This is a genomic window from bacterium, from assembly GCA_021372535.1.
GTDB lineage: Bacteria > Latescibacterota > Latescibacteria > Latescibacterales > Latescibacteraceae > JAFGMP01.
The window spans coordinates 35,231-49,846 of record JAJFUH010000038.1; the positions used below are offsets into that span (position 1 = coordinate 35,231).

Annotated in this window: 8 protein-coding genes; 4 read left to right on the forward strand and 4 right to left on the reverse strand. The window is 52.8% G+C overall.

From position 1 onward, the window contains the following. Positions 1–4: 4 nt before the first annotated feature. The 4 genes from LLG96_03920 to asnB form a co-directional block, all read right to left on the reverse strand. Entirely contained in the window at positions 5–871 is an 867-nt protein-coding gene (locus LLG96_03920) for a class I SAM-dependent methyltransferase (GenBank protein ID MCE5249347.1), read from the reverse strand. A gap of 214 nt (positions 872–1,085) precedes the next feature. After that, the gene (locus LLG96_03925; protein ID MCE5249348.1) at positions 1,086–2,036 is read right to left on the reverse strand and encodes a hypothetical protein; all 951 of its coding nucleotides are present in this window, start codon (positions 2,034–2,036) and stop codon (positions 1,086–1,088) included. A 58-nt stretch (positions 2,037–2,094) separates the two neighbouring features. Further along, positions 2,095–5,160: an NTP transferase domain-containing protein gene (locus LLG96_03930; protein ID MCE5249349.1), complete on the reverse strand. Its 3,066-nt coding sequence runs from the start codon at positions 5,158–5,160 to the stop codon at positions 2,095–2,097. A 203-nt stretch (positions 5,161–5,363) separates the two neighbouring features. Beyond that, on the reverse strand, positions 5,364–7,268 hold the full coding sequence (gene asnB / locus LLG96_03935) for an asparagine synthase (glutamine-hydrolyzing) (protein MCE5249350.1): 1,905 nt from the start codon (positions 7,266–7,268) through the stop codon (positions 5,364–5,366). A 525-nt stretch (positions 7,269–7,793) separates the two neighbouring features. Between asnB and LLG96_03940 the strand changes: the two genes are divergently transcribed. From LLG96_03940 to LLG96_03955, 4 genes are all read left to right on the forward strand, one after another. Further along, positions 7,794–9,161, forward strand: a complete 1,368-nt coding sequence (locus LLG96_03940) for a nucleotide sugar dehydrogenase (GenBank protein MCE5249351.1) — start codon at positions 7,794–7,796, stop codon at positions 9,159–9,161. A 139-nt stretch (positions 9,162–9,300) separates the two neighbouring features. Then, the gene (locus tag LLG96_03945; protein MCE5249352.1) at positions 9,301–10,770 is read left to right on the forward strand and encodes an SH3 domain-containing protein; all 1,470 of its coding nucleotides are present in this window, start codon (positions 9,301–9,303) and stop codon (positions 10,768–10,770) included. Between the two features lie 107 nt (positions 10,771–10,877). After that, positions 10,878–11,747: a ThuA domain-containing protein gene (locus tag LLG96_03950; GenBank protein MCE5249353.1), complete on the forward strand. Its 870-nt coding sequence runs from the start codon at positions 10,878–10,880 to the stop codon at positions 11,745–11,747. A gap of 42 nt (positions 11,748–11,789) precedes the next feature. Then, positions 11,790–14,594, forward strand: coding sequence for a heparinase II/III-family protein (locus LLG96_03955; GenBank protein ID MCE5249354.1), 2,805 nt, complete (start codon positions 11,790–11,792; stop codon positions 14,592–14,594). Positions 14,595–14,616: the final 22 nt, after the last annotated feature.

The following is a 14,616-nucleotide window of genomic DNA, read 5'->3' on the forward strand; positions in this document are numbered from 1 at the left end:
GTGCTCAGGCACCCCCGTTGCCTGTATAGAGAAGGTCGAACCAGATAAAATCGCTGTCATGAAATTCCCGGCACAGAACGACCTCGAATTGGGCATGATCGAACAATCCGAGCAGCTTATCGACGTCATACCATTCCGCCCATGGTGTCCCGGCGCCGTCGGTCATCTCGCCCCATGCGCCGAACGAGGGAGAGCCTTCACGTTCCCAGCGCGTCCTGGGGTACGCAAGCTGAAGCCACCGCCCGCCGATCCTGAGATGCCTGATCAGCTCGTTGACCTCGGGCCTGATAACCGTGACAGGGGCATGGTGAAGCGACCCCATTGCCATGATCACATCGTAATCCGTATCGAGCTGTGTGAGCGACTCCATGTTTTCGAGTAGGCAAAACCGGGCGTCCCCGATTTCAAAGATGGCGCAGAGCCGTTTCAGTACATTCAAATTGCTCTCATGGATATCCACAAAAGTCACCTTTGCGCCATGCAGGGCATAGGTGATGCTGTCAATGGCAAAACCGCTTCCAACATCGAGCACCTTTTTACCGTTCATGCTGTCGGCATAGAGCGCATGGTACCAGCCGCGGTGACGGAACTGGGTGCCCGTTGTGATATCCGTCCGGCATGACAACCATTCATGACGCAGTTTTTCATCGGAAAGCTTGTATAAACTTTGTGTTTTCTGCCGTTTGGCGCGGCTTGTGGGAACCTCGTTCCACTTTCTCCGGAGGACATCGAACGGCTGTGACCATTCCTGGGTCGCTGTAGACTCCGAACCGGCGTCCATTGTATCTGATGCGTGTTTCCGATACCCTGTTCTGCGTATTTCATAGCCGAAACGACGCAAAGTCCCGTTTATTATTTTTTTCAGTCCCATTCGATCTCCATATTCAATTTGTTTTCCCTGTTTTCACATGATCCCGCCCGGCTCCCGCTGCGACGCTGCGCAGCGCGGCGAGTCGCCGTCTCCCCTTATTAATGAAAGCAGGAGCCACACCCTCTTTCCCTTCAAAAAGAGAGAATGCCATCAGGCAGGGAAATAATTGTCATAAGAAAAAAAATACAAATTTATGCATTATTCTGGTTATCGATTACCGGAATACTTTTAAAATATTTTTAATGACTGTATAACACAAATAATTATTTCTTATAGAGTTAAGAAGCGAAAATCTTTTTTTCAGCAGCGCCGGGAAATGGTAGTCGCCATTCGATTCATTGAGGCTGAAGTACACCCAGTGATTGATCTCCGAGAATACATGTCCGGGGATAAACGATTGAATTTCCCGTATGATTTCCGGATGGTCTCTTTTGATCTCATACAGCTCGAAATCGGCTGAATGGAGCTCGATGGAATTTCTCCAACAGAAATCGACGAGCGGAATGGCCTGATCAACGACGGTATTAATCCAGAAAAGATTGAGCCGCTCACGTTTATCACTGTTTATATCAAAGTCGTTCATCCCCATCCAGAATGATTTTCCCCCATAACTCCTCGGGCAGGATACGACGCGATTGTCAGAGAAATCATGGCATATAACAATGTGCTGTTTCTGCTGTAAGAGAGGCATGATATGCCCGAGAACGTGATTGGCGACCTCATAACCATGCGCATCCCACAGTACCATTACTCGTTGAAAAGGCTGAATATGCGGTGAAAAATCGACCCGTGTGAGATCACCGGAATATATTTCGAGCCGAGAGAACCAGTCCGCATCCACGAGGGGTACGATGTTCTTCTTCTTATCCCAGCCCGGGCCGAAACAGAAACTTTTCACGATGGTGTTTTTCAGGCGCCGGGATGCCTGGCAGAAAACACTCGTGGAATTACCGGGGCCGCGTCCAAGTTCGATAATGAGATCGGGCTTGAAGGCAAAAACCATGGCATACCAGTGGAAATACTGAGAAAGGCTCAGACTGACCGGTGTATCGATTGCCCTGGACAACCGTTCCAGAATAACGGCATCTTCGCCAATCGTATCTTTCAAGGCGTAATAACAGCCCACGGAAAGGGGCAGATCGGATGTCGAAAAAGGTTCGGTCATAACAGATATTCCCTGTGACCCGGATTATTTGTAAAAGCCAGTATATGTAAAATAAAGCTTATGCCGAAAAAATTCCCGAACCCGATATCGGGGTACAGATCAGAACCTGCTGCGGCAGACCGTGCTTTGCATAGAACAGCGTTTCGATTTTCATCCGGAAATCGTTGACAGCGCCGTTTTTCACGAATGCCATGATACATCCGCCGAGGCCTGCTCCGGAAAGCTGGACTCCGAGGACACCGTCTATGGTCAGGGCGGTATCGACCATCTCATCGATCAACGGCGTCGAACACCCGTATCCTCCCGGCTGCAGATGGAGCGCCGCGCCCGGATCGCCGGCTTTGAGACGATCACGGAGTGACCGCATCAGTGAATCGGGGGCGGAATTATCATACCTGACCCGCTCACCCTTCTCGTTGAGACGGGTGACACGATCACCGTCATGCGAAATGTTCATGAGATGAGCCGCCCGTTCGATATCACCCTGTTTGATGATGCGGGCGAACTCCCGGGCACGGGCTATCTCCGCCATCCCGAAAAGCGCCACACTTCTCGCCTCATAACCGCCCCCGGGCTCTTCATGGGTCGAAAATACTTTCCCCATGCGGTTTTTCCCTTCATTGTCGAGTATCCCAAGGAGCTCTTTACGGGAGACACGTTCGGGGATTGCCAGAAGGATATCGTATATCTCGTGAGGCTCAAGGCAGAGATGCCCGGCATCGATATCACGGAAGTATGCGAGGCGCTCCCTGAACTTCGGAAACCGTAATCTGACAATCTCATAAGCAATCTCGTATGTTGCGACTTTTTCATTGAATATCTGCATGGCGCCGCCGGATTTTTTCGCATACTGATGGGACTGGAGAATCACGAGCGATACTCCTTCGGGGAACGGAATGACATCCTCGATCCTGACCTCGTGAAATCCCATATGGAGAATATTGCCCCGCTCGCCGAATTTCATCGCGGCATGATCGCCGCTGCCGCCCCTCGTTCCGACAAACCACTCCCCCTCACCGCAGAGGTCGACAAACTCCTTTGGGACAAACGACAGGCTGTTGATAAATGTCAGCGCTTCCGCGGCGGAAACCACAACCGCGGACGAGGAGCTCAGCCCTGCTGCCAGAGGTATCTGGCCGGATAGCACGCCATCGAAACCGAAGAGCAGCCGGCCTTTGAGTTTTTCCTGAAGCCTCAGGGCGGCAGCTTTAAAATAGTTTGCCCAGTCTCCCCGGCTCGACCGTATCATCGAGCTCACTGTCTCGGAGTTTATCATATTGAGCCAGTCATCCCATGGAAGCCGTGAGAGCTCCTCCCCGACTGAAAAGCTCCGCGGTCTGAAGTTCTGCGCATCGACATTGTGTATGGTGATGACATCGTCTTCCCTGACCCCGGCGACAAGGATCACCTCACGGTTGATGGTCATGTAGTTGGTGTATCCGCCGCGGTGCTCGACATGACGGCCCATCAGGTTGACACGCCCGGGGCTGCGGGCAATGATGACCGGCTTGTTTTTTCCGAATACCCTGAGATATTTGAGCAGAGCCTGATGATATGCCTCGCGGCGTTCCTCCAGCACATCTTCGTCGCCTCCGTACACACCGGCAAGACCGGCTTTCACCTCTGGATTCAGATCCTCGAAGATACGGAGCCATTCATCCACGGGCCTCAGCGCCTTATTGAGATGCTTTATATCGATCCGTCCGAAACAGGAATTTTCAAACGATGGCTGGGATTCCTTCCTGCTGTAATACTCCTCTATCTTTAACAGCTCCTCCGGATTGTTGAAGGACATGACCTCATACTGCCCCCTGACGGGAACCGGGATGATTTTACGGGATTGCGCGGTGTCACGGGCCAGAATCCGGACTGTATCGGTGATATACTCTTCTTTCTGGGCATTATCGGAGCGTATCCTGAACAAAGAATCGATGAACGCATCCGCTGAGTACAGATAAACAGCGGCATTGATCGCAGGAGTAGTATTTTCAAGCGCTTCCCCCGATATTGCTTCCTCGCCGGTTTCCGTATCAACCATATAGAACGTATCCCGTTCCGGGACCAGAGTATTGAGCTCGCCGAACGACAGAGCGGTATTCTTTTCAAGAACCTCGATGAGACCCGGAAACATCTTGTGAGCTTTCGCAAGCGAGGGAATCACATCGAGGATTTCCCTGAGCAGCATGCGCGGCGAGGTTTTCGGTTTTTCACGTTTCAGGGTGTGAAGCCTTCGGGCAAGGATCATCTTCTGGATGTCGCGTTTCTCCACGATGTCTATCGGGCGTCCTTTACGGTCGAAAACGACCCGTCCCGAATCCGGCCAGAATGTCTTTTCGGCGGTCATGACAGCCAGATCGGCTCCGCTTTCCCTGAAATTACCGAGCAGCCGTTCGAGAGCGCTCGTTTCGACAACCTTGTCGCCGTATATAACCAGCACATTACCCTTGAAACTCCGGGCTTTGAGAAGATGAGCGGCCTGCTTGGCGGCATTGCCGGTACCATTCTGGTTTATCTGAAATACATATGCGACATTGTCCCTGATTTCGGATACTTCGTTCACCACCTGTCTCCCCTTTTCGCCGACAACAACGATATGTTCATGAATTCCCACCGATTCGAGCTGGTCGATAAGACGGTTGATTGCGGGCCGTCCGGCAATGGGGAAACAGACCTTGTGGAGGTCTTTCGACTGCATCCGGGTTCCCTTGCCGCCGCAGAGGATAACGGAGACGATCCCGGAAGAGGCATCGATCGTTCTCTTCGGGAATTGAGCGACAGTTCCCAGCGCATCGAGCAGCGCCAGAGTCAGAGGCCGGGTGTCTTTCCCGGAAGGTGTGTACGCTTCGTTATGGTCGAAATCCAGAAGGAGACTTCCCTTTTCCATGCACTGTTCGAGAACCGAGTATATTTCGGGAGAATATTCCGAACAATATGCCACGATATCATCGTTGACTTTCCCTTTGATGACAAGATATGATACTGTCCGGTTATCCTGAAAATATCCGTACATGAGCAGACCGTTTTTTCTCCCCGTCTCGAGCGCGGTGACTGAGCCGGCGGGAAGCAGGAAGGATTCCAGCAATGTAAAACGCGAACCGGGGGGCGTATCGCTCTTTTTTTTCATGGAATTATTACCCTCACCCTCGGTCCCTCTCCCGTAAACAGAAGAGGGAAGAAAAGCATTATATCAAACATTCAAGTATGTTACTCATAATTATTTCAAATGTTTCTTCAAGTATAACAATACATAAGAGGAATACAATTTATCCGCAGACAGGTGAATCTCATTCCCGTGAGCCAATGGCCCTGACAGGGGGCAGGGTTATCTCATGAACCGATATATTCCTTCCACCACAGCGCAAAATTGAGCAAAAACCAAATATCGACTCCCTGCCCGTTGTCCAGAAATTGGGAAATCTGTTTTTTGTCGAGAAAATCGGTTTTGTCGCAGAATGAATTCATCTCGGTTCTCGATTTTTCCCCGAGACGGTCGAAAAACCATTCGTACACAGGCACTCCGAATCCCTGTTTGGGACGGTCGATGAGCTCATCGGGGATGATGCCGCGAACCGCTTTTTTCAGGATATATTTTGTCACGCCGTTCTTCGTTTTTACTTTTTCCGGGATGCTCATGGCGAGCTCCACGAATTTGTGGTCGAGAAACGGCACACGGCATTCGAGGCTCACTCCCATGCTCATCTTGTCGACCCGCATCAGGAGCAGCTCCGGCAGCCGGACGCTCAGATCGGCATAGCTCATCCAGTTCAGGTTCGATTTTTCCCATGCTTTTTCTTCGAACCGTTTCCGGATTGGCTGGAGCGCTTCCCATGTGGAGAAATTCTTGAATTTCTGCCGCAGGCGCGGGCTCAGTATCGTGGCTTTCTGACTGTCGCTGTAAATGTCACACCCTCCCCAGAAGATGGGCTGGCCGAGCGATATGCGGCGAAGCCATTCGAGCTTGAAATCATTACGGAATATGGGCCGGTCTTTCAAAAAAGACATCCCGATATTCTTCAGCCAGGGGAAAAGGAAATAATCGCTGAAATTCGCCGCATTGAGCGGACTCTTCCACCACGGATATCCCCAGAAGAGCTCATCGGCGCCCTCGCCGACCTGACAGACGATGACGCCGTTGTCCCTGGCCAGCTTCGATACATAATAGACGGGAATACATACAGGATCGGCTATCGGCTCGTCCTGCAGCCAGACCATTCGGGGGAGAAAATCGAGGAGATCGTCGATGGTCAGGAGCTTTTCATGATGTTCCGCTCCAAGAATGTCAGCCATCTTTTTTGCATAGTAGCCTTCGTTCTTGTAGCTCTGGTATTCGCCGACATACCCGATGGTGAAGGTCTTGACCGGGTTCTTTTCGCCCTCCGAGAAAAATGCCGCATTGGTGCTCGAATCGATCCCGCCGGAAAGGAAAACGCCCACCGGGACGTCGCTCACCTTGCGGTACCGTACCGTCGTGCGCAGCTCATCGACAATGCGATGGGCTATTTCGTCCTCGCTGACTCCGGTGAGAGGCTCGGTATGATCCCAGACATCCCAGTACCTGTTCTCCTGAATCCGGCCGTCCTCATGTACTTTGAGCCATGTTCCGCCGGCAAGTTTCCCGATGCCCTCGAACAGGGTCAGCGGAGCGGGAGTGGTGATGAACGTCAGAAAATGATACAGGGCCTCCTCGTTGACCGCGCGGTTCTGTTCGGGGTCCTGGAGCAGGGCCTTGATCTCGGAGGCGAAGACGATACGGCCATGATGGATGCTGTAGTAGAGCGGCTTGATGCCGATGCGGTCACGGATAAGCCAGAGCTCGCGTTTTACCGAGTCCCAGAGCGCTATGGCGAACATACCCCTGAAACGGTGGAGACATTCGATGCCCCACTGCTCGAACGCATGGATGATCACCTCGGTATCGGAGTGATCGGTCTTCCAGCGGTGGCCGCCGATCGCTTCGAGCTCGGCGCGTATTTCCTGGTGGTTGTATATCTCGCCGTTGAACGATACCCAGAGCGTCTCGTTCTCGTTGCTCATAGGCTGCGTGGCGCTTTCCGAGAGATCGATAATGGAAAGCCTCCTGTGCCCCAGACCGAAGCGCCCTTTTTCATCGATCCATAATCCGGCGCCGTCCGGTCCCCGATGATCCATGACATCACGCATGTTCATGATATAGGCAGGTGTAACGATAAAATTACTGTTTTTAAAAACAAGAGCACCGGCTATTCCACACATGGAATTCTTCCTGTTCTGTCAAAAGCACAATTCACCGTTATTATGCTGTTGTGTGTGTCTGTGACACATTCACCGATTCGTTTATAAAGCTACAAGTTACAAAAATAAGTCGTATAAAGTCAAACGCAATAATATTCATGGGTTATTTCCCGAGAAAGAAATGCAAATCGGGAAGGTTTTTTAATTGTATTTTCTGGTTATTCAATAAGTGCATATAATTAACGGATGTGATGTTTTGACACATTAAAAATGTCATTCCCGTAAAAGACGTCACCCATCGAATCATTAATCGGGGGCGGGAATCCATCGCCCCATACTCGATAAAGAGTAGTGTCAATACTGGATTCCCAATTCACTTCGTTCTTGGGAATGACAGTACTTGTACAATAAATTAGTGATTATGAGCTCATTGAATAATCAGATTGTATTTTATTGAATCAATCACTATTATCTTTTATATACCGGTGCAGTATGGAATTATCCATGACTTTTCACATACCATAACAAGATACAAGGGAAAGCGTGATGAATAACGAGAAAGTTTATTCCGTAATCGGTCTCGGGAAGCTCGGCGCTTCGATGGCCGCGGCTGTTGCAAGCCGGGGATTTCAGGTTATCGGCGTTGATATAAATAAAAAAGCTGTCGATCTGCTCAATGCCGGTCATGCTCCGGTGCATGAGACGGACCTCGAAAACTATGTTGCCGCCAACAGGGAACGGCTCCGTGCAACCATGAGTCACTACGATGCGGTGATACATTCTGACATTTCGTTTGTCATCGTTCCCACGCCGAGTGACAAACGGGGCGCATTCTCTCTCCAGTATGCCGCATGGGCGTTCCGTGAAATGAGCAGGGGGCTCAAAGATAAAAATTCATATCATCTCGTCGTTCTCGTAAGCACGGTACTTCCCGGTTCCACCCGTTACGGCCTGCTTCCAGTGCTGGAAAAAGGATCGGGGAAAACATGCGGGCCCGATTTCGGGCTCTGCTACAGTCCCGATTTCATCGCGCTCGGGAGTATTATACATAATTATCTGAATCCCGATTTTAATCTCGTCGGCGAATTCGACAGGCGCTCGGGCGATCTTCTCGGGGAATTTTACTCGCAGGTCATGCTCAATAGTCCCCCGTGCAAACGTATGACCCTCGAAAACGCCGAACTCGCGAAAGTTGCGCTCAACACCTTCGTAACCACGAAAATCGCCTATGCCAACATGATCGCCGAAATCTGCGAGCAGATTCCCGGCGGCGATGTTGATGCGGTTACCGATGCCATCGGAACCGATTCGCGCATCGGGAAGCAGTACCTCAAGGGCGCTCTCGGTTATGGCGGCCCGTGTTTCCCGAGGGATAACCTGGCGCTCAGCTTCTTCGCTTCACGCATGAATGTAAAAGCCGAAATTGCGGAAACCACCCATCGCTCAAACTTTCAGTGGGCAGAAAAAATTGTCAGACGGCTGATCAGCGAAATTAAACACCCCGCTACCGTGGCAGTACTTGGGCTGGCATATAAACCGTATTCGGACGTTGTCGAAGAATCTCAATCGCTGTATATAGCACAGGCTTTATCGGAAGCGGGGGTCAGAGTCATCGGATATGACCCGCTCGCGGGGAATGCCGCCCGGAACGAGATTGGCGACAGAACGGTGATACTCGATTCCCTTAGAGAATGCCTCGATCAGGCTGATGTCGTGCTCATCACCACACCGGACCCGGAGTTCAAGGCTCTCAGGGCAGAGGATTTCGGAGATAAAAAGGTCGTTGTTTTCGATTTCTGGCGCATCCTCGAAAAAGAGCTCGCGGGAAAGGCCACCATACGGTATATCCCGGTGGGCAGAAGCGTCGACGATAAGACAAACAGGGACAGACTTTTTTCATTATGGAATAATTGAAACGGGAATTCCCTGATCCGAGCCGTTCATAATAATCTGATAGAATGCGGATTTTCGCAGATTTGTTATAAATATTTTTAAATAATCCGGATCAGCATAAATTTTAATCCCGGTAATCTTTCAATTCCGGAGGTTCTGCATGAAGAATCAGGTCAGGGTCTTTCTTTTTATTGCCGTTGTGTTTGGCTGCTTTTCCACGGTAATTATTTCCGATAAAATTGACCCTGAAACGCAGTTTGTTATTCCCGAAACCGGAGATGCCCTCTATAACAGAGCTCCCGATCCCCTTCCCTGGATTCTTCCTGAAATGCTCGATCCGGCTTACTGGACAGCGCGGATGAAAAACCCGGATGAGGTTATACTGACCCCGGATAAAATTGAGATCATGAATGCGGTCTACAAACGGTTCATAACCTCTCCCGATCCCTTCAGGGATGTTCCGCCGGAACGCAGGCCAGTTCTGATTCAATGGTGGCCCGGATTTTCTATTTCCGTTCCGAATATTGGCTCTTTATCTCCTCAGGCTGTTGCCGATACGGTCAGAAACAGGCTCCAGGCCGAAACAGCATATCTCCGTCAGCAGGAGTATGGAAACGCGCTGGCCATACGGTACAGCGCAGAGGAAATCGATGCATTCGAACGCGAAATATCGCTCGATACGGCGAAAGATACGGTCACCGTACATCATGGTATCGCTGTCCGCACCGCACGGCTCAGGAATATACCCTCTTTTTTCCCCCAGCAGACCGGTCTGACGCAATCGAGGAAAGAACGCTGGGACCTCTGGAATATCGGAGTAATCAAAATAGGCATGCCGGTGCAGATACTCCATGTATCGAAATCGGGCGAGTATCTGTTCGTGCTGTGCGAGGCGGGATATGGCTGGACGAGGAGCGATGATATCGCATTCTGCACCGTGAAAGAGATCGATGAATTTGTCAATGCCCCTGATTTTATTGTGGCAACAAACGACCGTGTGCAGTTTTATACCGATGAGAGCTGTACTTATGCTTCAGGGTGGTTCGGCCTTGGAACACGGCTCCCCCTTGTTTCCGGAGCAAATCCCCGTCTAGTGAAGGTTCCTGTCCGTAAAATGAACGGGAAGTTCGCCACCGAGACGGCGTGGATTGCCGATACGGGTGATGTCCATGTCGGCCTTGTTCCCTATACGCGGCGCAACATTGTCACGATAGCATTCAGGCTCCTCGGCACTCCCTATGACTGGAGCGGCGCCTGGTTCGGCCGTCAGCACGAGACAATCTACCGCGATATTTTTGCCTGTTTCGGATTCGTTCTGCCCTGTCACAACGCCCTGTTCACCTTTTATAACAACAACAATGCCACGGTTCTTCTCCCCGACATGGGCGCGGAGAAATATTATGAAAAGATGAATGAAAACGAGCCATTTGTCACCCTCCAGAGCTGCGGCGACCACTGCCAGCTCTATCTTGGAGAATACAGGGGAAAACCAATTGTTTTCGACCAGCATGGCTACGGTTATCCCGACGAAAAGGGTGTATGGTGGGAAGTCAGACGGTGTACTGTCGGGGATATGCGCCTGCCGCGGAATTTTCTCAGGGAGAAAGTGACATTTCTGGAGCTCATGTGACAGGGGATGTATGAATCAAGGATTAAGCGGATTGATAGGGAATGAAAATTTATACATCGGGGAATGATTTCAAACTTTATAATTTATAAAATCAAGGAGTCCGCTGTATGAAATCACGTAAATCTCTCTCCCGCCGCTCGTCGCTTTTCCGGCTCGGCGGCATCGGTGCGCTGACAGCGCTCGGGACGGCTGTTTTTCCAAAGCGTTCACATGCAGCCCTTAAAAAAGCCACGGCGTTCGCCCTCGTCGGAGACCGTTATCACAACTCCGACTACATCCGCACTTCGCTCGGCAGGACACTCGTCCGTGAGGCGGGTCTCTCAATCGATTTCACTGACGAGGTCACCCTGCTCAATGCGGAGACGCTCGATGGCTACAAGATGCTCATCGTCTTTCGGGACGGCATGCTCTGGCCGGACGGCTACATGGGCTCGTATCCGGGGTACGAATCCGGGTCCGGCGCGGATATCAAGAGCGTTCCGCCACTGCCGGAAATGAAAAGCGAGCCGGTCATGTGGATGCAGCCCGACCAGGGCCGTGCGGTGAAGGAATTCGTGGAGAACGGCGGCTCGGCCTTTTTCTTCCACAACAACAGCCACGTGTCGCTCTCGAACAAAGACTACCGCGATGTCGAGGGTGCCATCTACACCGGGCATCCGGCGGTCCGCCCCTTTCATGTGCGGATCACGAACCGCAGCCATCCCATAACGAGGGGAGTGAACGATTTCCTTGTCACCGACGAGCAGCACTATGTGACGTACGATAAGGACCCGAAGTACGTGCTCATGCGGAGTGTTAACGCTGACGGCCTTGTCTATGGCGACCAGGGTATATCGTGTGAGGCAGGCTGGGCGTATGAGTATGGCAAGGGACGTGTGTGCTTCATGGCGCCGGGACACATGATCTCGGTGATGTGGAACCCGGAGTATATGAAACTCCAGAAAAACGCGGTCAGGTGGCTCCTGCGGGAGACTTGAGTTGGTTACGCCCGGCATGGAACTGTTAAAGCGGAGGAAGCAATGGTAAGATGGTCGATGTTTTTTATGCTTTTGATGGTTGCGCTGTGTCCGGGGTGCTCGAAAAAGACCGGTACCGGGCCATTCACACTGTATAAGGAGCAGGATGTCGCTCGTGCCCGCGAGAATGTAAAGCGCTACCCCTGGGCGCAGGAAATCGTGGAAGGCTGGAAGCGCAATGTCGATTATGCCATGAAGCAGGAACCTGAGTTCTTCGAACACATGATCTCCGAGCTGACCATGTGGCCCACCTACGGCCAGAACTGTCCCGCCTGCGTGGGCAGGCTTTCCTCGATGGGCGAGACGGGCCTCTACCGGTGGAGTGTCGAAGACCCCGACAAGCTGACCTGCAAGTACTGTGGCACGGTGTATCCCAATCCCGAATACCCGGAAACGGGCAGCATGACAGCTCCGAAAACAGGGCAGACGTTCACTTTCTTCCTGACCGATGAAGAGCGGGCGCACCCCGGTGATACATCGGGGAAATACGCGTTCAGATGGGCTTCATGGCCGGTGCATACGAGTTTCAGCGGCGTCATCCGCTACTGCAAGGCGAGCTGGTGCATCGGCAGGGTACTTACACTTGCCAGACTCTATGCGGTCACCGGCGATGTGAAATATGCCGAGCGCGCCGCCCTGATCATGGATATTATGGCACGGCGGTATCCGAACTGGCTGTATCATTCCTACAACGGAACCTATGCGGACTGCCCGCCCGCCGAAGCAGCGAAATCGCTCGGCGAATATCCCCGCGGCGGCAGATTTCCCATCGAAACCATCATAACCGCTTTCCCGGGCCTCCACACCCAGGGCGATCATGCAGTGCTGAACAACGGATTCTGGGGAGCCGGGCGATTCGGCTGCAGCGGAACCGACGGCGATTTTATCCTCGATATGACGGTCGCTTATGATCTCATACGAAATGCACGAACAGCCGATGGGAAACCGGTCATCAGCGTTGAGATGAAAAAACACATCGTAAACGACCTCATCATTGCGGGCTGCGTCGATTCGGAGAACTGGGATGAGATCAACAACAAATGCGGACCCTCCCGTGCGTTGAGCGCCGCAGTGGGCATCCTGTTCAACCGTCCCGAAAGCGCCCGCCGTGCCCTCGAGGGTCTTGAAGCGCTCATGGAGCACAGCTTCCATTTCGATGGCTTCTGCAGGGAATCGCCTTCCTATTCGGCAATGCATCTCGGTCTCATGCGCGATATTCCCGAAATTCTCGCGGGTTACTCCGACCCCTCCGGATATGTCCCGGAAAAGGGCGAACCGCTCCGCGATTTCAACCCGTTCACAAGCCTCGACCGCTACCGTCTCGCACAGGAGAGCATGGTGCGCATGCTCGATCCCAATCGCCGGTATCCGGTTGTCGGCGACACTCATTACGGAGAGGGGATCAATCCAATGTACGCCGAGCTTCTTGCCGACCGTTACGATCCCTCGTACGCCGGTCTGCTCGAAGAGGCCCAGGGCGCCCCGCTGGCTAAAAAGGGCAGCGAATATGCCCTCTGGCACCGTGACCCCGACCTGAAAGTAACCGGAAGCGGAGGTTTTCCTCTGTATACCGAATGGTTCCCCGGATGGCATGTGGCTGTCTTGCGCGGCGGTTCCGCAAAGAAGCATACCGCACTCTATCTGAACGGCTACGAGCATGGCGGACACCGTCACTACGACACTCTCGGCCTCATCTATATCGCCCACGGCAAGGAAGTTGCCACCGACCGCGGATATATCTGGGACGACCCGCGGAACGCCTGGACGAAGAGCACCCTGTCGCACAACATCGTGACCGTGGACGGCATGTCGCAGGACGGCGAAGGATGCCATTCTGTGCTTGAGCTGTTCGGCGCCGCTCCCGGAGTGGAAGTCGTTCAGGCTTCGGCCAATGCCTACAAACAGTGCGACCGTTACCGCCGCACGACGGCGCTCGTGCAGATACCCGGCGGGCAGACGTATGCGGTCGATTTTTTCCGCGTCCGCGGCGGTACCCGTCACCAGTATTGTTTCAACTGCAACGGGAACCTGGTCGCTGTAACCGGCGGCAAACCCCAGCCGTGCAGGGATAAGATCGAATGGCTCGGCAATCTCCGCGCCATGCAGCCGAAAGGACCGTTCACCGCGACATGGGAACAGGACGGCGTCCGTATGGACATGACCATGCTCACCGGAGTCGACCGTCTCATCATCGCCGATGCGCCGGGCTGGCGGAGCTACCACGGCGATGAACTCAATGCCCCGCCCATTCAGCAGATACTGGCCGAGCGGACCGCCCGGAAAGATGCGGAAAGCGCATATGCGGTCGTTCTCGCGCCTTACACCGGCGGAGTATCTCCGGTCAGGTCGGCACATCTTGTGGCCGAGGATCCCGTGAGCGGCGCTATGGCGGTTGCTGTTGAGCTCGAGGGAAGAACCGATTACATTATATCATCACCCGACGATGAGCAGCGTTCGTACGGGCCTGTCACGATGGCGGGACGGTTCGGATTCGTATCGCTCGATTCCGGCGGAACGATGATGCAGGGATACCTGCTCGACGGCACCGGGCTGCGCTGCGGAGAGACTGCCATTACAATCCCCGAAGCCCGCACGACTCTCAGGGTTTCGGCTGCCGGGGGAAGGAACTTCACCTGTGCCGATCCCGTTTCGGCGGGCAATGATCTCAAAGGCAGTTATGTTCTTGCGGGCGAGACGGGCTTCGAAATCGAATCCGTGGCGGGGAACACCATAACCGTACGGGATTATCCCGTTCAGGCTTGCGATACGGTGACTGTCCTCCGTTCGCGGTGGTATGAAAAAAACTGAGAGCACCAGATGATACAACATC

What these genes read in the sequence shown, in the direction of transcription:
- LLG96_03920 (MCE5249347.1), bottom strand. Translation starts at nt 871, where the DNA reads ATGGGACTGAAAAAAATAATAAACGGGACTTTGCGTCGTTTCGGCTAT.
- LLG96_03925 (MCE5249348.1), bottom strand. Translation starts at nt 2,036, where the DNA reads ATGACCGAACCTTTTTCGACATCCGATCTGCCCCTTTCCGTGGGCTGT.
- LLG96_03930 (MCE5249349.1), bottom strand. Translation starts at nt 5,160, where the DNA reads ATGAAAAAAAAGAGCGATACGCCCCCCGGTTCGCGTTTTACATTGCTG.
- asnB (MCE5249350.1), bottom strand. Translation starts at nt 7,268, where the DNA reads ATGTGTGGAATAGCCGGTGCTCTTGTTTTTAAAAACAGTAATTTTATC.
- LLG96_03940 (MCE5249351.1), top strand. Translation starts at nt 7,794, where the DNA reads ATGAATAACGAGAAAGTTTATTCCGTAATCGGTCTCGGGAAGCTCGGC.
- LLG96_03945 (MCE5249352.1), top strand. Translation starts at nt 9,301, where the DNA reads ATGAAGAATCAGGTCAGGGTCTTTCTTTTTATTGCCGTTGTGTTTGGC.
- LLG96_03950 (MCE5249353.1), top strand. Translation starts at nt 10,878, where the DNA reads ATGAAATCACGTAAATCTCTCTCCCGCCGCTCGTCGCTTTTCCGGCTC.
- LLG96_03955 (MCE5249354.1), top strand. Translation starts at nt 11,790, where the DNA reads ATGGTAAGATGGTCGATGTTTTTTATGCTTTTGATGGTTGCGCTGTGT.